Annotated in this window: 21 protein-coding genes and 1 other RNA gene; 4 read left to right on the plus strand and 18 right to left on the minus strand. The window is 65.2% G+C overall.

Features of this window, described 5'->3' with window-relative positions; translation table 11 throughout:
* Position 1 precedes the first annotated feature (1 nt).
* Positions 2 to 472 carry a D-aminoacyl-tRNA deacylase gene (gene dtd / locus BLU17_RS00900; RefSeq protein ID WP_091993191.1) on the minus strand — a complete coding sequence of 157 codons (471 nt, stop codon included), beginning with the start codon at positions 470 to 472 and terminating at the stop codon, positions 2 to 4.
* The gene (gene tyrS / locus BLU17_RS00905) at positions 469 to 1,722 is read right to left on the minus strand and encodes a tyrosine--tRNA ligase (RefSeq protein WP_091993193.1); all 1,254 of its coding nucleotides are present in this window, start codon (positions 1,720 to 1,722) and stop codon (positions 469 to 471) included. Before tyrS ends, dtd begins: the two co-directional genes overlap by 4 nt.
* A gap of 237 nt (positions 1,723 to 1,959) precedes the next feature.
* On the opposite strand from tyrS, the gene BLU17_RS00910 reads away from it, so the two are divergent.
* Positions 1,960 to 3,114: an anhydro-N-acetylmuramic acid kinase gene (locus BLU17_RS00910; protein ID WP_281247777.1), complete on the plus strand. Its 1,155-nt coding sequence runs from the start codon at positions 1,960 to 1,962 to the stop codon at positions 3,112 to 3,114.
* A gap of 69 nt (positions 3,115 to 3,183) precedes the next feature.
* Here BLU17_RS00910 and erpA read toward each other — a convergent pair whose 3' ends face one another.
* From erpA to rplM, 3 genes are all read right to left on the minus strand, one after another.
* Entirely contained in the window at positions 3,184 to 3,549 is a 366-nt protein-coding gene (gene erpA / locus BLU17_RS00915) for an iron-sulfur cluster insertion protein ErpA (protein WP_091993195.1), read from the minus strand.
* A 221-nt stretch (positions 3,550 to 3,770) separates the two neighbouring features.
* On the minus strand, positions 3,771 to 4,163 hold the full coding sequence (gene rpsI / locus BLU17_RS00920; RefSeq protein WP_091993197.1) for a 30S ribosomal protein S9: 393 nt from the start codon (positions 4,161 to 4,163) through the stop codon (positions 3,771 to 3,773).
* A gap of 11 nt (positions 4,164 to 4,174) precedes the next feature.
* On the minus strand, positions 4,175 to 4,603 hold the full coding sequence (gene rplM / locus BLU17_RS00925; protein WP_027795838.1) for a 50S ribosomal protein L13: 429 nt from the start codon (positions 4,601 to 4,603) through the stop codon (positions 4,175 to 4,177).
* Between the two features lie 621 nt (positions 4,604 to 5,224).
* On the opposite strand from rplM, the gene BLU17_RS00930 reads away from it, so the two are divergent.
* Positions 5,225 to 5,647: an OsmC family protein gene (locus tag BLU17_RS00930; protein WP_091993199.1), complete on the plus strand. Its 423-nt coding sequence runs from the start codon at positions 5,225 to 5,227 to the stop codon at positions 5,645 to 5,647.
* Positions 5,648 to 5,719: 72 nt separating this feature from the next.
* Here BLU17_RS00930 and rnpB read toward each other — a convergent pair.
* The 3 genes from rnpB to pyrC all read right to left on the minus strand — a co-directional run bounded on the left by rnpB (position 5,720) and on the right by pyrC (position 8,181).
* Positions 5,720 to 6,130: RNase P RNA component class A (gene rnpB, locus BLU17_RS00935), an RNA gene on the minus strand.
* Between the two features lie 66 nt (positions 6,131 to 6,196).
* Positions 6,197 to 7,099: a DUF3025 domain-containing protein gene (locus BLU17_RS00940; RefSeq protein ID WP_091993202.1), complete on the minus strand. Its 903-nt coding sequence runs from the start codon at positions 7,097 to 7,099 to the stop codon at positions 6,197 to 6,199.
* A gap of 17 nt (positions 7,100 to 7,116) precedes the next feature.
* Positions 7,117 to 8,181: a dihydroorotase gene (gene pyrC / locus BLU17_RS00945; protein WP_425434054.1), complete on the minus strand. Its 1,065-nt coding sequence runs from the start codon at positions 8,179 to 8,181 to the stop codon at positions 7,117 to 7,119.
* 311 nt (positions 8,182 to 8,492) lie between these two features.
* Between pyrC and BLU17_RS00950 the strand changes: the two genes are divergently transcribed.
* Positions 8,493 to 9,404, plus strand: a complete 912-nt coding sequence (locus BLU17_RS00950) for a class II glutamine amidotransferase (protein ID WP_091993206.1) — start codon at positions 8,493 to 8,495, stop codon at positions 9,402 to 9,404.
* A 117-nt stretch (positions 9,405 to 9,521) separates the two neighbouring features.
* Here the strand turns inward: BLU17_RS00950 and BLU17_RS00955 are convergent, their stop codons facing one another.
* From BLU17_RS00955 to BLU17_RS00980, 6 genes are all read right to left on the minus strand, one after another.
* Positions 9,522 to 10,247: an amino acid ABC transporter ATP-binding protein gene (locus BLU17_RS00955; RefSeq protein ID WP_091993209.1), complete on the minus strand. Its 726-nt coding sequence runs from the start codon at positions 10,245 to 10,247 to the stop codon at positions 9,522 to 9,524.
* The gene (gene gltK, locus BLU17_RS00960; protein ID WP_091993211.1) at positions 10,244 to 10,921 is read right to left on the minus strand and encodes a glutamate/aspartate ABC transporter permease GltK; all 678 of its coding nucleotides are present in this window, start codon (positions 10,919 to 10,921) and stop codon (positions 10,244 to 10,246) included. The genes BLU17_RS00955 and gltK overlap by 4 nt, the downstream gene beginning before the upstream one ends.
* Positions 10,921 to 11,661 carry an amino acid ABC transporter permease gene (locus BLU17_RS00965; protein WP_091993214.1) on the minus strand — a complete coding sequence of 247 codons (741 nt, stop codon included), beginning with the start codon at positions 11,659 to 11,661 and terminating at the stop codon, positions 10,921 to 10,923. Before BLU17_RS00965 ends, gltK begins: the two co-directional genes overlap by 1 nt.
* 81 nt (positions 11,662 to 11,742) lie before the next feature.
* A complete protein-coding gene (locus BLU17_RS00970) occupies positions 11,743 to 12,636 on the minus strand; it encodes a glutamate/aspartate ABC transporter substrate-binding protein (RefSeq protein WP_091993217.1) in 894 nt (297 codons plus the stop codon).
* Between the two features lie 267 nt (positions 12,637 to 12,903).
* A complete protein-coding gene (locus BLU17_RS00975; RefSeq protein ID WP_091993220.1) occupies positions 12,904 to 14,190 on the minus strand; it encodes a Glu/Leu/Phe/Val family dehydrogenase in 1,287 nt (428 codons plus the stop codon).
* Positions 14,191 to 14,512: 322 nt separating this feature from the next.
* Entirely contained in the window at positions 14,513 to 15,463 is a 951-nt protein-coding gene (locus tag BLU17_RS00980; protein WP_091993222.1) for a LysR family transcriptional regulator, read from the minus strand.
* A gap of 357 nt (positions 15,464 to 15,820) precedes the next feature.
* Here BLU17_RS00980 and purB point away from each other — a divergent pair, with 357 nt between their 5' ends.
* Positions 15,821 to 17,209, plus strand: coding sequence for an adenylosuccinate lyase (purB, locus tag BLU17_RS00985; RefSeq protein WP_176928881.1), 1,389 nt, complete (start codon positions 15,821 to 15,823; stop codon positions 17,207 to 17,209).
* 99 nt (positions 17,210 to 17,308) lie between these two features.
* Here the strand turns inward: purB and BLU17_RS00990 are convergent, their stop codons facing one another.
* From BLU17_RS00990 to edd, 4 genes are all read right to left on the minus strand, one after another.
* Entirely contained in the window at positions 17,309 to 17,818 is a 510-nt protein-coding gene (locus BLU17_RS00990; protein ID WP_091993224.1) for a gluconokinase, read from the minus strand.
* 14 nt (positions 17,819 to 17,832) lie between these two features.
* A complete protein-coding gene (locus tag BLU17_RS00995) occupies positions 17,833 to 19,194 on the minus strand; it encodes a GntP family permease (protein ID WP_091993227.1) in 1,362 nt (453 codons plus the stop codon).
* 273 nt (positions 19,195 to 19,467) lie between these two features.
* Positions 19,468 to 20,109 (minus strand): bifunctional 4-hydroxy-2-oxoglutarate aldolase/2-dehydro-3-deoxy-phosphogluconate aldolase, encoded by a 642-nt coding sequence (gene eda, locus BLU17_RS01000; protein WP_091993230.1) that lies wholly within the window; start codon positions 20,107 to 20,109, stop codon positions 19,468 to 19,470.
* A gap of 23 nt (positions 20,110 to 20,132) precedes the next feature.
* Positions 20,133 to 22,043, minus strand: coding sequence for a phosphogluconate dehydratase (gene edd, locus BLU17_RS01005; RefSeq protein WP_091993232.1), 1,911 nt, complete (start codon positions 22,041 to 22,043; stop codon positions 20,133 to 20,135).
* Between the last annotated feature and the right edge of the window lie 103 nt (positions 22,044 to 22,146).

Below are 22,146 nucleotides of genomic sequence, written 5' to 3' on the forward strand. Positions count from 1 at the left end.
TTCAGTTGCGCACCTGGAGCCAGAACGTCACGGGCCCGTCGTTGACGAGCGACACCTGCATGTCCGCGCCGAACTCGCCCGTCTCGACCACGGGATGCTTCGCGCGCGCGGCGGCGACGAAGTAGTCGAACAGACGCCGCCCTTCGTCGGGCGGCGCGGCCGGCGTGAAACTGGGGCGCAGGCCGCTGTTGGTGTCCGCCGCCAGCGTGAACTGCGAGACGAGCAGCAGGCCGCCGGCCTTGCCGTTGCCGTCGATGTTCTGCACGCTCAGATTCATCTTGCCCGCCGCGTCGCTGAACACGCGATAGCCGAGCAGCTTCGCGAGCAGCTTGTCGGCCTGGGCTTCGGTGTCGCCGCGCTCCGCGCAGACGAGCGCGAGCAACCCCTGGCCGATCGCGCCGGTCACGCGCTCGCCGTCGCCGTCCGCCACGCGCACGTCGGCGCGGCGCACGCGCTGGATCAGCGCGATCATGCGGTGAGCGTGACGCGCGCGAAGCGGCGCTTGCCGACCTGCACGACGAATTCGCCCGCCTCGACCTTCAGGCCCTTGTTGGACACGGTGGCGCCGTCGATCTTCACGCCGCCCTGCTCGATGTTGCGCAGCGCCTCGCTCGTGGACGGCACGAGGCCCGCCTGCTTGAGCAACTGGCCGATGGCGAGCGGCGCGCCCGCGAGCGTCACCGACGCGATGTCGTCGGGCACGCCGCCCTTCGCGCGATGGTTGAAGTCTTCGAGCGCGCGTTCGGCGTCGGCCTGCGAGTGAAAGCGCGCGACGATCTCCTGCGCGAGCAGCACCTTGAAATCGCGCGGATTGCGGCCCGCCTCGATTTCGCGCCTGAAGCCCTCGATTTCCGCCATCGGACGGAACGAGAGCAGCGTGAAGTAACGCCACATCAGCACGTCGGAAATGGACATGAGCTTGCCGAACATGTCGTTCGGCTTTTCGCTGATGCCGACGTAGTTGTTCTTCGACTTCGACATCTTCTCGACGCCGTCCAGGCCTTCGAGCAGCGGCATCGTCAGAATGCACTGCTGCTCCTGCCCGTACTGCTTCTGCAGCTCGCGGCCCACCAGCAGGTTGAACTTCTGGTCCGTGCCGCCGAGTTCGAGATCGGCGTTCAGCGCGACCGAGTCGTAGCCCTGCATGAGCGGGTAGAGGAATTCGTGGATCGAGATCGGCACGCCGCTCTGGAAACGCTTCGTGAAGTCCTCGCGCTCCAGGATGCGCGCGACCGTGTAGCGCGACGCGAGCTTGATCATGCCGTCGGCGCCGAGCGGCATCGACCATTCGCTGTTGTAGCGGATCTCGGTCTTTTCGCGGTCGAGCACGAGCGCGGCCTGCTCGAAATACGTTTTCGCGTTCGATTCGATCTGCTCGCGCGTGAGCGGCGGGCGCGTGGCGTTGCGGCCCGACGGGTCGCCGATCAGCGAAGTGAAGTCGCCGATCAGGAAGATCACGGTGTGGCCGAGATCCTGCAACTGGCGCATCTTGTTGAGCACGACCGTGTGGCCGATGTGGATGTCGGGCGCGGTCGGATCGAGGCCGAGCTTGATGCGCAGCGGCGTGCCGGTGGCCGCGCTGCGGGCGAGCTTCTGCTCGAATTCTGCTTCGATCAGCAATTCGTCGACGCCGCGCTTCGTGACGGCAAGCGCGTGACGGACTTCGTCGGTGACCGGAAAGGCGTCTTTTGCGCCGCTGTTGGGAGTGGACTCGGTGCTCATGCTCGATCGATTCTGTCGTTAAGTCGGAGGCTAGAACGCAATTTTACGTGATTCGACTCGCCTGGCCGACGTTTGCCGGTCTCGCGCGCGGCGCTCGCATCGCCCCGCTTCGCGAACCGCCGCGCCACGGGTCCCGGCAAGGCGCGCAACCGTCCGCCTTTCGGCTTACGCTTGAAGGGCATTGCCCCGATAATCTCCGGCAGGGCACGGAATCCGAATTCGAGAGAGGAGCACAACGTGGCGCCACGCGACGCACGAAACGAGAGCGCACACGCCGCCGACGGCGTGTATTTGGGCCTGATGTCGGGCACCAGCATGGACGGCGTGGACGGCGTCGCCGTGCGCTTCGAGACGGGCCAGCGGCCGGTGGTGCTGGCCGAGGCGTTCGTCGGGTTCGCGCAGGGGCTGCGCGAGGCGCTGTTTTCGCTGCAGCAGCCGGGCGAGAACGAAATCGAACGCGAAGCGCTCGCCGGCAATGCGCTGGCGGCGCGCTACGCGGTGTGCTGTCACGAGTTGCTGCGCGCGGGCAACCTTTCCGTCAACGGCGTGCGGGCGATCGGCGCGCACGGCCAGACCGTGCGGCATCGGCCCGAAAAGGGCTACACGGTGCAGATCCAGAATCCGGCGCTGCTCGCGGAGCTCACGCATATCGACGTCATCGCCGACTTCCGCAGCCGCGACGTCGCCTCGGGCGGCCAGGGCGCGCCGCTCGTGCCCGCGTTTCACGCAACCGTCTTCGGCTCGCGCCAGGAAACGCGCGTGGTCTGCAACCTGGGCGGCATCAGCAACATCACGGTGCTTTCGGCGACGGGCGCCGTGCGCGGCTTCGACTGCGGCCCGGCCAACGCGCTGCTCGACCTCTGGGCCGAACGGCATCTGGGCAAGCCCTACGACGAGAACGGCAGGTTCGCGGCGAGCGGCAATCTGCATCAGCCGCTTCTGAATGTCCTGCTCGACGAGCCGTTTTTCGAGCAGCAGCCGCCCAAGAGCACGGGCCGCGATCTCTTCAACGGGCAGTGGCTCGACGAAAAGCTCAGGGGCTTCAAAGCGCTCTCGCCTGCGGATGTGCAGGCCACGCTCGTCGGGCTGACCGCGGTAAGCGTGGTGCGCGAGATCGAGCGCCATGCGAGCGATTGCCGCGCCGCCTACGTGTGCGGAGGCGGCGCGCGCAATCCTGTGTTGATGGCAGCGCTGCAGAAGGCGCTCGAAACGGGTGGCGTGGCGGGCGTGCCGGTCGCGACGACCGAGGTGCTTGGCGTGCCGCCGCATCAGGTGGAGCCGCTCGCCTTCGCGTGGCTCGCGATGCGCTGCCTGGCTCGCGAGCCAGGCAACCTCGCGGCCGTGACGGGCGCGGCGGGCGAGCGCGTGCTGGGAGCGATGTATCCGCGTTGAGCGCCCGCTCGCCGCACCCATGAAAAACGGGGCCGAAGCCCCGTTTTTCATTGCAGCCAACTCGCCCGATCAGACCGAGAACGACGAACCGCAACCACAGGTGGTGCTCGCGTTCGGGTTCTTGATGACGAACTGCGCGCCGTTCAGATCGTCCTTGTAGTCGATCTCGGCGCCGACGAGATATTGATAGCTCATCGAGTCGATCAAGAGCTGGACGCCGTTGCGGTTCATCACGGTGTCGTCTTCGTTGATCGTCTCGTCAAACGTGAATCCATACTGGAAGCCCGAACAGCCGCCGCCCTGCACGAATACGCGCAGCTTCAGTTCCGGGTTGCCTTCCTCGTCGATCAGTTGCTTGACCTTGTCAGCCGCTGCTTCGGTGAAAACGAAGGGATCGGGCATTTCGGTCGCGATAGTTTCGGTGACAGCGCTCATTCGAACTCTCCAAAAAAGCTTCTAGCCGTTATTGTAGGGCTCTTCCTGATATCGTGCTTAAGCCCACAAAATCAAGGGTTTCTCCAGACTGCCGCAGCGTGCGCAGCATGCCCGGAATACGCCGACAAAACGAAAAAGCCGCCCGGCGCAGGAAAGCGCGGACGGCTTTTGCAACGGCACCGCACTCCGCGAGGAGCACGGGCCAAAGCGCCAACGTGAAATTAACGCTTCGAGAACTGCTTGCGGCGGCGTGCCTTGTGGAAACCGACCTTCTTACGTTCCACTTCACGTGCGTCGCGGGTGACGAAGCCAGCGTTCGACAGTGCCGGCTTGAGCGTCGCGTCGTAGTCGATCAGCGCGCGCGTGATGCCGTGGCGAACCGCGCCGGCCTGGCCCGTTTCGCCGCCGCCCGTCACGTTCACCTTGATGTCGAACGTCGTGCCGTGGCTCGTGAGCTCCAGCGGCTGACGCACGATCATGAGCGACGTTTCGCGCGAGAAGTAGTCGGCGATGGGCTTGCCGTTGACGACGATATCGCCCTTGCCCGACTTGATGAAGACACGAGCGACGGCGCTCTTGCGGCGGCCCGTACCGTAATTCCAGTTACCGATCATGTGGGCTCCCCTTAGATCTCGAGCGCCTTCGGCTGTTGCGCCGAGTGCGGATGCGTTGCGTCTGCGTAGACCTTCAGCTTCTTGATCATCGCGTAGCCGAGCGGGCCTTTCGGCAGCATGCCCTTCACGGCCTTCTCGAGCGCGCGGCCCGGGAAGCGTTCCTGCATCTTGCCGAACGTCGTTTCGTAGATACCGCCCGGGTAGCCCGAGTGACGGTAGTACTTCTTGTCGGTCGTCTTGTTGCCCGTGACCTTCAGCTTGCCGGCGTTGATGATGATGATGAAATCACCCGTGTCGACGTGCGGGGTGAACTCAGGCTTGTGCTTGCCGCGAAGACGGCGTGCCACTTCGCTGGCGACACGGCCGAGAACCTTATCCGTCGCGTCAATCACGTACCATTCGCGCTGCACTTCATGTGCCTTGGCGGAAAAAGTCTTCATGATCGATCCAAAAAATATGCTGTGCCCTGTTTCGTCCTGCTTGTAAGGTGACGCTCGTTGGCGCCGGCGCAGGCTCTCCCTGTTCCGGGTTACCCCGGCCTTCCCGCGGGCATGGATGCGGGAAACCTTGGATTATAAAGGGAAAATTGGCCACGCGTCAAAATTTGCGCTAGACGGGCCGAAACGACGACGCTGGACGAAAAAAAGCCCGAACGCGTTTGTTCGGGCTTAATCCACCTTTTGGAGGAGGGTGGAGGAGACATGCTGAGGTGTCGTGAAGCACGACAACCAATGTGAAAAATTATACGGATCGATCTTGTGCGACGCAAGGACATTTGCATTGCGAAATCGAAAACCACAATACGAAACGCCAAAACGTCATCGAATGCGCAATAAAGTCCTTAATAATCACTGACATAGAAATTTGCTCACGTGAATCATGCGTTTCGACTAGAGCAAAATCCCTAATTTCGCAGCGAGATCGGCCGCGCACGACAGGTGCCGCACCGCACCATTCAACCGTAATGTGTCGGGCGCGCGTCGCCATGTCCTCCCCGGACATACCAGTAAGTCGCGGGCTACAATGCCGTCTGAATCAAGAAACTGCGCGGGGGCACACGCATGGAATGCAAAGTTAGCTGGATGGGCCACGACGGCATGGCGTTCGCAGCCGAAACAGGCAGCGGCCACCTCGTCAACATGGACGGCGCCCCGGAAGGCGGCGGCCACAACCTTGCGCCGCGGCCCATGGAAATGGTGCTGCTCGGCACGGGCGGCTGCACGGCCTACGATGTGGTGCTGATCCTCAAGAAAAGCCGCCAGGAAGTGAGCGGCTGCAGCGTGACGCTGAAGGCCGAGCGCGCGAGCGAAGATCCGAAGGTCTTCACGAAGATCCACTTTCATTTCACCGTGACCGGCAAGAACCTGAATCCGACCACCGTCGAACGCGCGATCAACCTGTCGCACGACAAGTACTGCTCGGCGTCGATCATGATCGGCAAGACCGCCGAGATCACGCATACGTTCGAGATCGTCGCGGCCTGACGAGAATGAAAAAAGCCGGCGCGGTTCGATGAACCGCGCCGGCTTTTTATCGTCTGTGCAACATGAATGGAGCGGCAAAGCAGGCCGATAAGCCGGATTCTGTGCACGCGCCGCGTCCGAAAACGCGCCGCGCGTGGCAGCCATTCCTCTAGGCGCGCCATTGCTGACGCGCTCAAGCTTCCTACCCGCAGACGAGACGGGGGCCCCGTCCTGCATCCGTAGATGCGCGCCTGCCTACTTGGAATTGCTCCGGGTGGAGGTTGCCGTGCCGTCTGCGTCGCCGCAGACGCGGTGCGCTCTTACCGCACCGTTTCACCCTTGCCTGATCCCGACCGAAATCGGGCCATCGGCGGTCTGTTCTCTGTTGCCCTGTTCCGCGTGTCGCCACGGATGGCCGTTAGCCATCACCCTGCCCTGTGGAGTCCGGACTTTCCTCGCCCCCTTTGGCCGAAACCTCGGGGCCGCGACTGCCTGGCCTGCTTTGCGAGGCGCGATCTTAGCACGACGAGGCGCGCCGCGGCCGGAGCCGGATCGATCACGGCCGCGCTTTCAGCGGGCGCGTCGGCCGCCGCGAAAGACCGTGACGTCGTCGTAAAACGCCGGGTCCTCGTTCTGCGCCCACCAGCCCGGAATACCCAGGACCGGCAACGGCGCGAAGCTGCGTCCGTTGAGCACGGCATCGGCGGCGAGCGTCGCGCTCACGATCTCGTCGAGGTAGGCGTTGCGCAGCGCGCGCGGCCAGGTGAAATACGCGTCGGGCACCTCGACGACCCATGCATGCGCCGTGCACGCCGTATAGGGCGCGATCAGCTTTTCAAGCAATGCATGCCCGATCACGCGGACTTCGCAGCGCGCCTCGCCGATCGTTTCCTCGAAGGCCGCTTCCCAGCCGCTGCGCCCCGTCACGAACAGCGCGCGCCAGTCGAAGTCGCGCAGCGCCGCGACGAGCCCCGCGTCCGACGACGCGTACAACACCGCGTTCTCGTCGAACAGCGTGAGCGCGTCGCGCACGCCGCCGCGCGTCGGGCCGACGCCCAGCACGTCGAGCGCCGCGGCCTGGCGCGCGTTCAGCGTCGACTTGATGCGCGGAAACGCGAACCAGGCCAGCGCGTTGAAGAAGTCGTGAAGGTTGTGGCGCGTCGGCACGCAGCCCGTCGCGGCGATATGCGCCTCGTAGGCCGTGCCTTCGGGCAGGTCGTCCTGCGCGATGAAGCGAAGCGGCTCGCCGCAGCCCGTGCTTTGGGCGGCGGCGCGCGCATCGGCGTTCAGCTCGCCGAGCCAGGCCGCATATCCTGCCAGCGCGGCCTGCTGCCAGCGGCGGCCGCGCGCCTCGTGCTGCGCGAACCACGGCCGCGCCCAGTCGATGTCGGCGAAACTGCCCGACGAGGTCCGGCGAGCGGCGCGCGCCGATGCGGTCGCAACGACCGGCGCCCCCGTTGCGCCCGCAGCCATCCCCCGCCCCGCCACGCTCAGACGAGCTTCCAGGCGATCGACTCGCCCCCGCGCAGCGGCACGACGGGCGTGTCGCCCGCAACGACCTCGGCGGGCAGCGTCCACGTCTCGCGGCGCAGCGTGACCGTTTCGGTCGCGCGCGGCAGGCCGTAGAAGTCCGCGCCGTAGAAGCTCGCGAAGCCCTCGAGCTTGTCGAGCGCGCCCGCGTTGTCGAAGGCTTCGGCGTAGAGCTCGAGCGCGTGCAGCGCCGTGTAGCAGCCCGCGCAGCCGCACGCGTGCTCCTTCAGCCCCTTCGGGTGCGGCGCGCTGTCGGTGCCGAGGAAGAACCGATGATCGCCCGAGGTCGCCGCCTCCACGAGCGCCACGCGATGCGTCTCGCGCTTGAGCACGGGCAGACAGTAATAGTGCGGACGGATGCCGCCCTGGAAAATCGCGTTGCGGTTGTAGAGCAGGTGATGCGCCGTGATCGTCGCGCCGAGCAGGCCCGGCGCGGCGTGATCGGCGCGGATGTAGTCGACGGCGTCTTTCGTCGTGATGTGCTCGAACACCACCTTGAGCGCCGGAAAGTCGCGGCGCGCCGGAATCATCACGCGGTCGATGAAGACCTTCTCGCGGTCGAACAGGTCGATGTCGGCGCTCGTCACTTCACCGTGAACGAGGAGCGGCATGCCCACTTCCTGCATCGCCTCGAGCGTTTTCGCGCACTTCCGGATATCGGTCACGCCGGCGTCCGAGTTCGTGGTCGCGCCCGCCGGATACAGCTTCACGCCGTGCACGAAACCGCTGGCCTTCGCGCGGCGGATTTCCTCGGGCGGCGTGTTGTCGGTGAGATAGAGCGTCATCAGCGGCTCGAACGTCGAGCCCGCCGGCAGCGCCGCAAGAATGCGCTCGCGATAGGCCGCGGCCTGCTCCGTCGTCGTGACGGGCGGCTTGAGGTTCGGCATGATGATCGCGCGGCCGAACTGGCGCGCCGTATGCGGCAGCACCGCGGAGAGCATCGCGCCGTCGCGCACGTGCAGATGCCAGTCGTCGGGGCGGGCGAGCGTGAGAGTCGTGGGGGAAGAAGCGTTCATGGCAGGAATCTGGCGCGGCTAGAAAATGGACGGCGGAACGGACGGCGGCGCGCTCGCGCGAAAGCAGCCGGGCATTCCGGGCATATCACGCGAAAAGCGCCGCCCCGGCCGATGCGAAATGGCGCAAGCGCTGAGCGCACCGTCGCGTGCGCACGACAATTCGCGACGGCAGCGAGCCCTTCGATACAGGCCTGCAATGCATCCGACAAATTTCGTATTGGCGCCCCGCAGGCCGGTGATATGCTTGGGAAATCATTATTGTACCGGGTCGACGGCCGGTCACGTCTGCCGCCTCAGCCGCATCACGCACCATCAGCACCATGTGCCAACTACTCGGAATGAACTGCGCCGCGCCAACGGACGTCACGTTCTCCTTCACAGGATTCGCGGCGCGCGGCGGCGCCACCGATCACCACGCCGACGGCTGGGGCATCGCGTTCTTCGAGGACAAGGCCTGCCGCCTCTTCATCGACAACGAAGCTTCGGCGCGCTCGCCCATCGCCGAGATGGTCAAGCACTATCCGATCAAGTCGCGCAATACCATCGCGCACATCCGCAAGGCCACGCAAGGCAACTGCGCGCTCGAGAATAGTCATCCGTTCCAGCGCGAGCTGTGGGGCCGGCACTGGATTTTCGCGCACAACGGCGACCTGCAGGACTTCAACCCGGTGATATCGGGCGTGTATCAGCCCGTCGGTACGACCGATAGCGAACGCGCGTTCTGCATGCTGCTGCAGGGCCTGCGCAAGGCGTTCCCCGGCGCGCAGCCCCCGCTCGACGAGTTGTTCGCCGCGCTTGAGTCGCTCACGCGCGAAATCACGCAGTTCGGCGTGTTCAATTTCCTGATGTCGAACGGCCAGGCGCTGTTCGCGCACTGCTCGACGCACCTCTACTATCTCGTGCGCCGCTGGCCGTTCTCGACCGCGCATCTCGTCGACGCCGACGTTTCCATCGACTTCGCCAAGTACACGACGCCCGAGGACCGCGTGGCCGTTATCGCCACCGCGCCGCTCACCGACAACGAAGTCTGGACGCGCTTCGCGCCCGGCGACCTGCTGATGTTCCAGCACGGCGAAGTGATTGCGCAGACAAGCGTGCCGGTGCCGCAGAAGGTGCTCGACAAGCTCGCCAATCCTTCGCTCGACGCTTCCGCAAGCGCGGCGCGTGGGGCGGCGCGACCAGGCGAGGTGGACGCGGAGGCCGTGGCGGCCTTGCAAACCTGGGGCGAATGAAGGCGAGCGAAGGACGAGTGGAACGCGCGCGTTATCGCGCACGTCGCCGGCCGAAACGAAAAAGCCGCGCATCGGGCGCGGCTTTTTTGCATCTGCGTTGCATGCGGCGCCGCAACCTCAGTGCAAGATCTTCGCGAGAAAGTCCTTCGCGCGATCGGACTTCGGACTGGCGAAGAAGGCTTCCTTTCTGTCGTCCTCGACGATGACGCCCTGGTCCATGAAGATCACGCGATGCGCGACCTTCTTCGCGAAGCCCATTTCGTGCGTCACGCACATCATGGTCATGCCTTCCTGGGCGAGTTCCACCATCACGTCGAGCACCTCGTTGATCATCTCGGGGTCGAGCGCCGAGGTCGGCTCGTCGAACAGCATCGCGATCGGATCCATCGACAACGCGCGCGCGATCGCCACGCGCTGCTGCTGGCCGCCCGAAAGCTGCCCCGGAAACTTGTCCGCGTGCGCGCGCAGGCCCACGCGGTCGAGCAGCTTCAAGCCCTTTTGCGTCGCCTCGTCCTTGCCGCGGCCGAGCACCTTGATCTGCGCGAGCGTGAGATTTTCGGTGATCGACAGATGCGGGAACAGCTCGAAGTGCTGGAACACCATGCCGACCTTCGAGCGCAGCTTCGAGAGATTGGTGCGCTTGTCGCCCACCGACTCGCCGTTCACGAGGATTTCGCCCTGCTGGAACGGTTCGAGCCCGTTGACGGTCTTGATGAGCGTGGATTTGCCCGAGCCCGAGGGCCCGCACACCACCACGACCTCGCCCTTCTTCACTTCCGTCGTGCAGTCGGTCAGCACCTGGAACTGGCCGTACCACTTCGAAACGTTCTTGATTGAAATCATCTTGCGACCTTTTTCTGAAGACCTTTTACAAGGCTCGACGCGACCACGCAAATCACGAAATAACACGCGCCCGCGAACAGTACCATCTCGACCATCGTTCCGTCACGGTCGCCGATATTGGTGGCCGTGCGGAAGAAGTCCGCGAGGCTGATCACGTACACGAGCGAGGTGTCCTGAAAGAGCACGATGGCCTGCGTGAGCAGCAGCGGCACCATTGCGCGGAATGCCTGCGGCAGCACCACATAGCGCATGGCCTGGCCGTAGCGCATGCCGAGCGCGAACGAAGCGTTCACCTGCCCGCGCGGCACCGCCTGAATGCCCGCGCGAATGATCTCCGAATAATACGCGGCCTCGAAGAGCGAGAACGCAACCATTGCGGAGGCCAGGCGAATGTCGATGTCAGGCGAGAGGCCGAGCAGATTCTGCAGCACCTGCGGCACGATCAGGAAGAACCACAGCAGGACCATGACGAGCGGGATCGAACGGAAAACCGTGACGTAGCCCTTCGCGAACCATTCGAGCGGCTTCACGTTCGAGAGCCGCATGAGGGCGAGCAACGTGCCCCAGAGAATGCCGATCACGATCGCGCACAACGTGATCTTGAAGGTGACGATCGCGCCCGTCCACAGCGTCGGCAGCGCGCCCGGAATGCCGCTCCAGTCGAAGTGATGCATCACTTGCCTCCGATGTAGCCGGGCAGACGCGACTTCGCCTCGACCCAGCGCATGAGCGTCATGACGACGAGATTGATCAGCACGTAAGCGAGCGTGACCGCGATGAACGACTCATAGGTCTGCGCCGTGTAGTCGACGAGCTGGCGCGCCTGGGCGGACAGATCGAGCAAGCCGATCGTCGAGGCGACCGCCGAGTTCTTGAAGATGTTGAGGAACTCGGACGTGAGCGGCGGCACGATGATCCGGTACGCGACGGGCAGCAGCACGTAGCGGTACGTCTGCCACTGCGTGAAGCCCATCGCGAGCCCGGCGGCGCGCTGGCCACGCGGCAGCGCGTTGATGCCCGAGCGCACCTGCTCGCACACGCGCGCCGCGGTAAAGAGCCCGAGACACACGACCGACGCCGAGAAGAACTGCACGCCGGGCGGCAACTGCTTGAACGCCGTGCCGAGCGACTGCGGCACGATTTCCGGCAGCACGAAGTACCAGATGAAGAACTGCGCGATGAGTGGAATATTGCGGAAGATCGCCACGTAAACCGTGCCGGCGCCCGCGAGAAATTTGTTCGGCATCGTGCGCAGCACGCCGAAGAACGACCCGACGACGAGCGCGATCACCCACGCGCACAGCGACACCGAGACGGTCACCCAGAGGCCCGAGAGGAGCCAGCCGAGATACGTGGTGGGTTCGCCCGTCGAGACCGGGCTGAGCAAGATGCCCCAGTTCCAGTGGTAGGACATGAAGAGACTCCAACAAAAAGAACGGAAGAAGCAGCGCTTCTTCCGTTCCGTGCTAAACGCTAGCCGACCGGCGAGGCCGTTTTAGTCGATGGCCTTGTCGTTCGGGTTCTTGAACAGCGCCTTCATGTCGTCGCTCATCGGGAAGTTCAGGTTGAGGCCCTTCGGCGGAATCGGCGACTCGAACCACTTCTTGTAGATCGCCGTCGCCTCGCTCGAGGTCTGCACTTTGGCGATGGCGTCGTCGGCGACCTTCTTGAACTCGGGGTCGTTCTTGCGCATCATGCAGCCGTATGCCTCGCGCGACTGCGGCTGGCCCACGATCACGAAGTCGCCCGGATTGTTCGACTTGGCGCGCTCGCCCGCGAGTAGCGCGTCGTCCATCATGAACGCCACCGCGCGGCCCGTGGAGAGCGTCATGAACGACTCGCCATGGTCCTTCGCGCTGATGATGTTCATGCCCATGTTCTTGTCCTGGTTCATCTTGCGCAGGAGGCGCTCGGACGTCGTGCCCGCCGTCGTCACGACGGTCTTGCCCTTCAGGTCGGCGAAGTCCTTGACGCCCGAATCCTTCTTCGTCATGAGGCGCGTGCCGATCACGAAAATCGTGTTCGAGAAGGCGGCCTGCTGCTGACGCTCGGCGTTGTTCGTGGTCGAGCCGCATTCGATGTCGACCGTGCCGTTCTGCACGAGAGGAATGCGGTTCTGCGACGTGATGGGAACGAGCTTGACCTTCAGGTTGGGCATGTTCAGCTTCTGCTTGACTGCCTCGACGATCTTCTCTGCGTAGTCCTGCGAATAACCGATCACGTTCTGCTTGTCGTCATAGTACGAAAAGGGAATCGACGACTCGCGGTGGCCGAGCGAGATGACGCCCGTGTCCTTGATCTTCTTGAGCGTGCCCGAGTCCTGCGCGAAAGCGCCGGTGGCAACGAAACCGAAGAGTGCGAGAGCGGCGGCGGTCTTTTTGATTGGCATTTTTATCTCCATGGCTAGAACCGCGGCCAGTGTAGCAAAGTAATTATTCTGAAAGAATGAAGAGTGACCCTGGCACAACGCTTTTTCGCGCCGCCGCTGGTCGCGCGGGAGCCGCTTTTTCCCGGGCCCGAACGTGCGAAGGCGGACGCCCCCTCGTGGAGGACGTCCGCCTTCGCTGCGCCTTGGTGTGCGGCGCAAAAACTGCCGCTATTTCGTCATTGCATTGCGCGCCTCACCCGCTCGCGCGCGACGCGATCACGTTTGCAATCAGGGGTACAGGCCGCGCATTTCGCGCGCCATCAGAATGCGCTTACATGCAACGATGAACGCCGCGGTACGCATCGAGACCTTCTGCTCGCTCGAGACCTGCCACACCGCAGTGAACGCTTCGCGCATCACGCGCTCGAGACGTTCGTTAATCTCGTTCTCGGTCCAGAAGAAGCTCGAGAAGTCCTGCACCCACTCGAAGTACGAAACGGTCACGCCGCCCGCATTCGCCACCACGTCGGGGATCACGAGAATGCCCTTGTCGTGCAGGATGTCGTCGGCTGCCGTCGTGGTCGGGCCGTTCGCGCCTTCCACGATGATCTTCGTGCGGATCTTGCCCGCGTTCTTTTCGGTGATCTGGTTTTCCAGCGCGGCCGGAACCAGGATGTCGGTTTCGACGCTCCAGAACTCGTCGTTCGCCATCACTTCGGCGCCCGCGAAGCCCGCCACGCCGCCCGTCTTCGCGACGTGCTCGAGCAGCGCCCCGGCGTTGATGCCACCCGACTTGTAGAGCGAGCCCGTATGGTCCTGCACGGCGACGACCTTCGCACCCGCTTCCTGGAACAGGCGCGCGGCGATGCCGCCCACGTTGCCGAAGCCCTGCACGGCCACGCGTGCGCCTTCGATCGAAAGGCCGGTGCGGCGCGCCGCTTCGCAGCCGACGACGAACACGCCGCGGCCCGTCGCTTCGCGGCGGCCGAGCGAACCGCCGAGCGTGATGGGCTTGCCCGTCACGACGCCCGTGGCCGTCTGGCCCTGGTTCATCGAGTAGGTGTCCATCATCCACGCCATGATCTGCTCGTTCGTGTTGACGTCCGGCGCGGGAATGTCGGTATTCGGTCCGATGATGATGCCGATTTCGCTCGTGTAGCGGCGCGTCACGCGCTCGAGCTCGCCGCGCGAAAGCGCGCGCGGATCGACGCGGATGCCGCCCTTCGCGCCGCCGTACGGCACGTTCACCGCAGCGTTCTTCACCGACATCCACGCGGAGAGCGCCATTACTTCGGAGAGCGTAACGTCCTGGTGATAACGCACGCCGCCCTTGCCGGGACCACGCGAAACGTTGTGCTGGACACGATAGCCTTCGAAGTGTGCGACGGTGCCGTTGTCGAGCTCGATGGGCACGTCGACGATCAGGATGCGCTTCGGACGCTTGAGCGTTTCGAGCCAGCGCGAAAGCGAGCCGAGATACGGCGCGACGCGATCGACCTGACGAAGATAGTTGCCCCAGGGGCCGAGGTCGTCAGCGTGGAGATAGGAGGGAACCGACTGCGGTTGGGATGACATGAACGCTCCGATGGAACAAGTGGTGCCATTGTCAGAAAACGCCCACGTGAAATCCAATGCCGTTTGTTCATCCCGTTATGCTTTTCGTGCATAACGTCTTTGAAATCGAAAAAACGTGTCGCGGGCTCGTGTTTCAGCGTTGCCGGCCGCAGCGACCTGAGTGCGATGTCATCGTCGCTGCGCGCGAAATACGACCGGGCGATGTCGATGCGACAGCAACGGCCATGCCGCGCACGGCATGGCCAGCGCGGTCGACGGATATTCGATGGATGCCGCTTCCTGAGTTCGTCGGCCAGGCCGGCTGCCCTTGCGCCGCTGCGCTCTAGCGCTGCGCGAGCTCGGCGCTCACGGCATCCCACAGCTCGCGCAGGAGCGCCTGGCGCGCATCGTCGCCTTGCGTCGCGAGCTTGTCGCGGTAGAGGCGGATTTCCATGTCGAGCGTGAACTGGCCTTCCGGCACGCCGCGCGTGCCGCGGTCCAGGCGAATCAGTTCGCCCTGGGCGACGGCGTCTTCGACGGCGCTGTGCGGCAGGAACGCGATGCCGTGACCGGCCAGCGTCATCGCCTTGAGGCCTTCGGCCATATCGGTCTCGTAGACACGGTCCAGATAGAGCCGCGCCGGCGCATTGGCGACGATCACCTCGGTCATGCGACCCAGGTACGCATTCGGCGTATAGGACAGATAGGGCGCGGGCGCGTCGGGCGTACCGGGCAGCGTGTAGCGCGCACGTCCCGCGCGCTGCGGCGCGGAGTACGGGCTGATCGACTCGATGCCCAGCGTGAGCGTGTCGTAGCGCGCGGGGTCGAGCGTCACGGGGTGGCTCGGGTGGTGATAACCCATCACGAGATCGCAGCCGCCCTCCACGAGCGAGAGCACCGCGTCGTGGACGTTCAGCGCGCGCAGGCGCGTGTGGATGCGGCCGAGCTTCGCCTCGATGCGCTGCAGCCAGCGCGGAAACAAGGTGAGCGAGAGCGTGTGCGGCACCGCGAATTCGATGGTCGCGGCGGGCGTGGCGGTATGACCGCGCAATAGCGTGCGCGCCTCGTGGAACTGCGAGAGCATGGCGAGCGCCTGCTCGTAGAAGACCTGGCCTGCCGCCGTGAGGCGGGTCGGATAGACCGATCGATCGATCAGCTCCGTGCCGAGCCACGCCTCGAGCGCCTGGATGCGGCGCGAGAACGCGGGCTGCGTCACATGGCGCAGTTCGGCCGAGCGGCTGAAACTATGCGTCTCCGCAAGCGAAACGAAATCTTCGAGCCATTTGAGTTCCATGCGAAGCCAGGAAGCGGATGAGAAGTCCGCATTCTAGGCCCGCGCAAGCCGGGGCGGGCGGCTGCGGCGGGATTTTCCCCCGCTTGCGCGCGGTCCCGCAAGGAAGCCGTGGCCAGCGCGGTTTCGGGTGCCGACCGCCACGACGCCCCGGTCGCCGGGGCGGACCGCGGAAAGCCTGCGCCGCGCCACGCACGACGGAATCGCGACGGAGCACCGCACGGCGCCCCTCGCGCCGACACAGGCAGGCTCGCCGTGGGCGGCTGTCGGCGAGGTGATAAAATCTTGCGTTTCCGCCGTCTCCTGGCTGACCGCAACCGACTGCCAACCGAGCGTAACGTCCGGCGTTACGTCCCCATCATGTCCGACACTCGTCCCGATACCCTCTTCGCGCTCACCGCGCTCTCTCCGCTCGACGGCCGCTACGCCTCGAAAACCGAAGCCCTGCGCGACTGGCTCTCGGAAGCCGCGTTCATGCGCCACCGCGTAACCGTGGAAATCCACTGGCTGATCGCGCTCTCGCAGGCCGGTTTCGCGGAAGTGCCGCGCTTCTCGGAAGCCTCGGAGCAGTTCCTGCTCAAGCTCGCCGAGAACTTCACGGCGCACGACGCCGCGCGCATCAAGGACATCGAGCGCGTGACGAACCACGACGTGAAGGCCGTCGAATACTGGCTCAAGGAGTCGGTGAAGGGCCAGCCGGAACTGGAGCGCGCGAGCGAGTTCATCCATTTCGCGTGTACGTCGGAAGACATCAACAACACGTCGCACGGCCTGATGCTCGCGGGCGCGCGCGAGCACGTGATCCTGCCGGCGCTGCGCTCGGTGCATCAACGGCTCGTCAAGCTCGCGCACGCGCAGGCCGACCAGCCCATGCTCTCGCGCACGCACGGCCAGCCCGCGAGCCCGACCACGCTCGGCAAGGAAATCGCCAACGTCGCGGCGCGCCTCGCGCGCGCGATCGAGCGCATCGAGAAGGTCGAACTGCTCGGCAAGATGAACGGCGCGGTCGGCAACTTCAACGCGCACCTCTCGGCGTATCCGGAATTCGACTGGGAAGCGTTCTCGAAGAACGTCGTCGAACAGCGCCTGAAGCTCACGTTCAACCCGTACACGATCCAGATCGAGCCGCACGACTACATGGCCGAACTGTTCGACGCCGTCGCGCGCGCGAACACGATCCTGCTCGACCTCGACCGCGACGTCTGGGGCTACATCTCGCTCGGCTACTTCAAACAGAAGACGAAGGCCGGCGAGATCGGTTCGTCGACGATGCCGCACAAGGTCAACCCGATCGACTTCGAGAACTCGGAAGGCAATCTCGGCCTCGCGAACGCCACGCTGCGCCACCTCGCCGAGAAGCTGCCGGTCTCGCGCTGGCAGCGCGACCTGACCGACTCGACGGTACTGCGCAACATCGGCGTCGCGTTCGGCTATTCGCTGCTCGCCTACGACGCGCTGATCCGCGGCCTCGACAAGCTCGAAGTGAACCCGCAGCGCCTGAACGAAGACCTCGACGCCACGTGGGAAGTGCTGGCCGAGCCGGTGCAGACCGTCATGCGCCGCTACGGCATCGAGAATCCGTACGAACAACTGAAGGAACTCACGCGCGGCAAGGGCATCACGCGCGAGGCGCTGCAGACGTTCGTGAGCGGCCTCGCGATTCCCGACGACGCGAAACGGCGCCTGCTCGACATGACGCCCGCGTCGTACGTCGGCAAGGCGGCGGAACTGGCGAAGCGGATTTCGTAGTCGCCGCCGCAACGCCATAAAAAAAGCGCCCGATTCAATCGGGCGCTTTTTCGTTTACGGCCGCCGCGTTCGCGGCAGCAAAACACGAAGAACGCGCAATCACGGCGCCGGATTGCGGCGCGCCTCCATCTGCCTCATCACCTCGTCGACGATCTGCCCGGGCGTGAGTTCGATACTCACCACGATCGCTTCGTCGGCGCCCGGCTCTTCGAGCGTCTCGAGCTGGCTCTGCAACAGCGACGGGTCGAAGAAGTGGCCCGTGCGCGTGGCGAGCCGCTCGCGCAGCACCTCGAACGTGCCGCGCAGATAGACGAAGCACACGTCGCGGTCAGTGCCGCGCAGGACGTCGCGATACGAGCGCTTGAGCGACGAGCACGTGAACACGGCCGTCTCGTGCGCGCGCTGCTTTTCCTCGATCGCCGCGCGGATCGTGCGCAGCCACGGCCAGCGGTCGTCGTCGGTGAGGGGGATGCCGTCGTGCATCTTCTTCTTGTTGGCTTCGCTGTGGAAGGCGTCGCCGTCGGTGAAGGCGCAGTGCAGGCGCTCGGCCAGCATCTCGCCGATGCGCGTCTTGCCCGCGCCCGACACGCCCATTGCAATCAGAATCATCTACGGCTCCAGTATCACACCACCACTGCGAGGGCGAACGTGAGGCCCAGCCCGAGCAGCGAAATAATCGTTTCCAGCAGCGACCAGGTCTTGAACGTCTGACCCACGGTCATGCCGAAATACTCCTTGATCAGCCAGAATCCGCCGTCGTTGACGTGCGAGAAGATCAGCGAGCCCGAACCCGTGGCGAGCACGAGCAGTTCCGGCTTCACGGTCATGGCGCTGGCGGACGCGATCGGCGCGACGATGCCGCAGGCCGTCGTCATGGCGACCGTCGCCGAGCCGGTTGCGAGACGAATGAGCGCGGCGACGAGCCAGCCCAGCAGCAGCGGCGACAGATGTTCGTTCTGCGCCAGTTCGACGATCTGCTTCGACACGCCGCTGTCCATCAGCACACGGCCGAAGCCGCCGCCCGCGCCGACGATCAGCGTGATGCCCGCGATGGGCGCGAGGCAGTCGCCGCAGAACTTCTGGATCTGCTCGCGCGTGAAACCGCGTTGCGCGCCGAAGGTCCAGAAGCTTACCAGCACGGCGATCAGCAGCGCGACGTCGGAGGTGCCGACAAAGTGCAACAGATTGTTCGGCAGCGTCTTGGGCGCGAACACGAGATCGGCCCAACTGCCGACCAGCATCAGGATCACGGGCAGCAGGATCGTGAACAACGTGATGCCGAAGCCCGGCAGCTCGCTATCGGGTTTGGGGTCGGCCTGGCTCACGAACTGGTCCGACAGCGGATTGCTCTCCGGCAGCTTGACATGGCGGTGGATGAACAACGCGAACAGCGGCCCGGCGATGATCGCCGTGGGCACGCCCACGATCAGGCCGTACGCGATGGTCTTGCCGATGTCGGCGTGATACGCCTGCACGGCGAGCAGCGCAGCAGGGTGCGGCGGAATCAGCCCGTGCACGACCGAGAGGCCGGCCACCATCGGCAAACCGATCAGCAGCAGCGACTTGCCCGTGCGCTTGGCAACGTTGAACGCAATCGGGATGAGCAGCACGAAACCGACTTCGAAGAACACCGGCAGACCGACGATGATCGCAACGAACATCATCGCCCAGTGAATGTTCTTTTCGCCGAACCAGCGGATGAGCGTCGTGGCGATGCGCTCGGCGCCGCCCGATTCGGCCATCATCTTGCCGAGCATCGTGCCGAGGCCCACCACGATAGCGATGTGGCCGAGCGTGTTGCCATTGCCGGTTTCGAACGACTTGACGATCTGATCCATCGGCATGCCGACGGCGAGGCCGAGCAGCAGCGAAACGATGATGAGGACGAGAAACGGATAAACCTTGAAGCGCGTGATCAGCAGGATCAGCGCGGCAATCGCGACGAGCGCGTAAATCAGCAGCATGCTGCCGTGGGCCACTCCCATGAGGCTCATCTCCAGGTAGTTGTTTATGTCCTTTCGCCCTATGCGGCGACGCGTGTTGGCGCGCGGCGGCCGCGACATGCGTGGAAAACGCGCGGAACGAAAGGGCCGGCCGCCGACGGGCCGGGGTTGTAGAACTTATAACGACTTTTGGTGCGGCGTGCTCGAAAGACGAGCGAGCCGCGCAAGGCGCGCGCCCGGCTGTGCGGAGCGCGGCGTATCGGTCATCGTTGCGCCGCAGCATGCGGCGCGGGGATCGACATCAACGAGGGGCGATCAGCGTACCGGGCGCGACAGCTCGCTCGCGGCGCGGGCGAGGCGCGTGACTTCGTCCCAGTTCTGCGAGGCGAGCGCCGCCTTCGGCGTGAGCCACGAACCGCCCACGCACACCACGTTGGACAGCGCGAGGAAAGTCGGGGCCGATTCCGCGGTGATGCCGCCCGTCGGGCAGAACTTGAGCGTCGGGAACGGACCCTGGAACGCGTGCAGCATCGCCATGCCGCCCGCCGGCACAGCCGGGAAGAACTTGACGATCTCGTAGCCGAGCTCCATCGCGACGATGATGTCGGTCGGCGTCATCACGCCCGGCAGCAGCGGCAGGCCCGCGTCGAGCGAAGCCTGGTGAATCTCGCGCGTGAGGCCGGGCGAAACGCCGAACTGCGCGCCGGCCTTCTTCGCGAGCGCGCAGTGCTCGGGCTTCGTGATCGTGCCCACGCCAACGACGATGTCCGGCGCGATCTTCGCGGCACGCTCGATCGCTTCGAGGCCGGCCGCCGTGCGCAGCGTGATCTCCAGCACTTTCACGCCGCCCGCGTGGAGCGCGCGGGAAACGTGCTCGCCCTGCTCCGGCGTGTCGAATGCGAGTACCGGAATGACGGGACCCAGGTGGACGATATCGGCGACGGTGCTCTTTGCCATGTTCAGGCTCCTTGATGATGAATTCAGTTCGAGGCGCGGGCTGCTGCGCGATTGCCGGTTGCGGCAGTTACGGCCGGCGCGGCGGATGCGGGCGCGCCCTGCTCGCCCACCAGCGGGCCGAAGACCGTGGCGCCCAGTTCCGCCGGCGCGGCGGCGGCGCGGAACACGCCGAACAGCTCGCGGCCGAAGCCCACTTCGTTGAGTTCCTGATGAACCGGCTGCGCGACCGGGCGCGCCTCCCACTCGCCGGCGTCGACCTCGACGTCGAGCACGCCTTCCGCCGCGTCGATCACGATCGTATCGCCATTGCGCACCTTGCCGAGCGGGCCGTGCAGCAACGTTTCCGGCGACACGTGAATGACCGCGGGCACCTTGCCCGACGCGCCCGACATCCGCCCGTCGGTGACGAGCGCCACGTGAAAGCCCTTGTCCTGCAACACGCCGAGCAGCGGCGTGAGACGGTGCAGTTCCGGCATGCCGTTGGCGCGCGCGCCCTGGAAGCGCACGACGGCCACGAAATCGCGCTCGAGCTCGCCGCGATCGAACGCTTCCTGCACCGCTTCCTGCGAATCGAACACGATGGCGGGCGCGCGCACCTTGCGTCGCTCCGGCGCCACGGCGGAAACCTTGATTACGCCGCGCCCCAGACGCCCCTGCATCAGTCGCAGGCCGCCGTCGGGCTGGAACGGCTCGGCGAGCGCGCGCAGCACGGCGGTGTCCGCGCTCTTCTCGACGGCCGGCACCCACGTGAGCTTGCCGTCGATGAGCTTGGGCTCTTCGGTGTAGTGGCGCAGCCCGCGACCCGCGACGGTATTCACGTCTTCGTGCAGCAGACCGCCGTCGAGCAGTTCGCGCACGAGAAACGCGATGCCGCCCGCCGCGTGGAAGTGGTTCACGTCGGCCTTGCCGTTCGGATAGACGCGCGCGAGCAGCGGCACGGCGTCCGAGAGCGCGTCGAAGTCGTTCCAGTCGACGATGATGCCCGCCGCCCGCGCCATCGCGACGAGGTGCAGCGTGTGATTGGTCGAGCCGCCCGTCGCCATCAGCGCGACGATGCCGTTGATCACCGCTTTTTCGTCGACGACATGGCCGATCGGCGTGTAGTTGCCGCGCTCCGCGGTCAGTTCGAGCACGCGGCGCGCCGCCGCGGCGGTGAGTTCGTCGCGCAGCGGCGTGTGCGGGTGAATGAAGGCCGAGCCGGGCAGATGCAGGCCCATGACCTCCATCAGCATCTGGTTGCTGTTGGCCGTGCCGTAGAACGTGCAGGTGCCGTGCCCGTGGTAGGCGGCCGCTTCCGATTCGAGCAACGCCGCGCGATCGCACTGGCCGGTGGCGAACTGCTGGCGCACCTTGGCCTTGTCGTCGTTCGAAATGCCGCTCGTCATCGGGCCGGCCGGCACGAAAACCGTCGGCAGATGGCCGAACTGGAGTGCGCCGATCAGCAGGCCCGGCACGATCTTGTCGCAAACGCCAAGGCACAGCGCCGCGTCGAACATGTTGTGCGTGAGCGCCACGGCCGTGCTCATCGCGATCACTTCGCGCGAGAAGAGCGACAGCTCCATGCCGGCATTGCCCTGCGTGACGCCGTCGCACATCGCCGGCACGCCGCCCGCGAACTGCGCGACGCCGCCGCCTTCGCGGGCCGCCTTTTTGATGATGTCGGGGAAATCCTTGTAGGGGGCGTGCGCCGAGAGCATCTCGTTATACGCCGAGACGATGCCGATGTTCGGCTCGCGGATCGTCTTGATCGAGATCTTGTCGCGGCCTTCGAGGCCGGCGAAGCCGTGCGCGAGATTCGCACACGAGAGCGCGCCGCGCGCGGGGAACCGGTCCTGAGCCGCCGCGATGCGCGCGAGATAGGCCTCGCGGGTCGGCTTGCTGCGCTCGATCACGCGCTGCGTGACCTTCATCAACTGGGAATGCGGGGAAACCATCGAATCTCCTTCCTTCTTGTCTCGGCGGCATGCTCGGGGCCAGATCACAGGCGCCCTGCGGCGCGCCGGTCAGCGATGCGGCGATGTTAGTAGAAAAACTACA

The organism is Paraburkholderia lycopersici, from assembly GCF_900096975.1.
Taxonomy (GTDB): Bacteria; Pseudomonadota; Gammaproteobacteria; order Burkholderiales; family Burkholderiaceae; genus Paraburkholderia; species Paraburkholderia lycopersici.

Excerpts from the sequence above, each read along its gene's own strand:
- dtd (WP_091993191.1), bottom strand. The coding sequence starts at position 472 with ATGATCGCGCTGATCCAGCGCGTGCGCCGCGCCGACGTGCGCGTGGCG.
- tyrS (WP_091993193.1), bottom strand. The coding sequence starts at position 1,722 with ATGAGCACCGAGTCCACTCCCAACAGCGGCGCAAAAGACGCCTTTCCG.
- erpA (WP_091993195.1), bottom strand. The coding sequence starts at position 3,549 with ATGAGCGCTGTCACCGAAACTATCGCGACCGAAATGCCCGATCCCTTC.
- rpsI (WP_091993197.1), bottom strand. The coding sequence starts at position 4,163 with ATGATCGGTAACTGGAATTACGGTACGGGCCGCCGCAAGAGCGCCGTC.
- rplM (WP_027795838.1), bottom strand. The coding sequence starts at position 4,603 with ATGAAGACTTTTTCCGCCAAGGCACATGAAGTGCAGCGCGAATGGTAC.
- BLU17_RS00930 (WP_091993199.1), top strand. The coding sequence starts at position 5,225 with ATGGAATGCAAAGTTAGCTGGATGGGCCACGACGGCATGGCGTTCGCA.
- BLU17_RS00940 (WP_091993202.1), bottom strand. The coding sequence starts at position 7,099 with ATGGCTGCGGGCGCAACGGGGGCGCCGGTCGTTGCGACCGCATCGGCG.
- BLU17_RS00950 (WP_091993206.1), top strand. The coding sequence starts at position 8,493 with ATGTGCCAACTACTCGGAATGAACTGCGCCGCGCCAACGGACGTCACG.
- BLU17_RS00955 (WP_091993209.1), bottom strand. The coding sequence starts at position 10,247 with ATGATTTCAATCAAGAACGTTTCGAAGTGGTACGGCCAGTTCCAGGTG.
- gltK (WP_091993211.1), bottom strand. The coding sequence starts at position 10,921 with ATGCATCACTTCGACTGGAGCGGCATTCCGGGCGCGCTGCCGACGCTG.
- BLU17_RS00965 (WP_091993214.1), bottom strand. The coding sequence starts at position 11,661 with ATGTCCTACCACTGGAACTGGGGCATCTTGCTCAGCCCGGTCTCGACG.
- BLU17_RS00970 (WP_091993217.1), bottom strand. The coding sequence starts at position 12,636 with ATGCCAATCAAAAAGACCGCCGCCGCTCTCGCACTCTTCGGTTTCGTT.
- BLU17_RS00975 (WP_091993220.1), bottom strand. The coding sequence starts at position 14,190 with ATGTCATCCCAACCGCAGTCGGTTCCCTCCTATCTCCACGCTGACGAC.
- BLU17_RS00980 (WP_091993222.1), bottom strand. The coding sequence starts at position 15,463 with ATGGAACTCAAATGGCTCGAAGATTTCGTTTCGCTTGCGGAGACGCAT.
- purB (WP_176928881.1), top strand. The coding sequence starts at position 15,821 with ATGTCCGACACTCGTCCCGATACCCTCTTCGCGCTCACCGCGCTCTCT.
- BLU17_RS00990 (WP_091993224.1), bottom strand. The coding sequence starts at position 17,818 with ATGATTCTGATTGCAATGGGCGTGTCGGGCGCGGGCAAGACGCGCATC.
- BLU17_RS00995 (WP_091993227.1), bottom strand. The coding sequence starts at position 19,194 with ATGGGAGTGGCCCACGGCAGCATGCTGCTGATTTACGCGCTCGTCGCG.
- eda (WP_091993230.1), bottom strand. The coding sequence starts at position 20,109 with ATGGCAAAGAGCACCGTCGCCGATATCGTCCACCTGGGTCCCGTCATT.
- edd (WP_091993232.1), bottom strand. The coding sequence starts at position 22,043 with ATGGTTTCCCCGCATTCCCAGTTGATGAAGGTCACGCAGCGCGTGATC.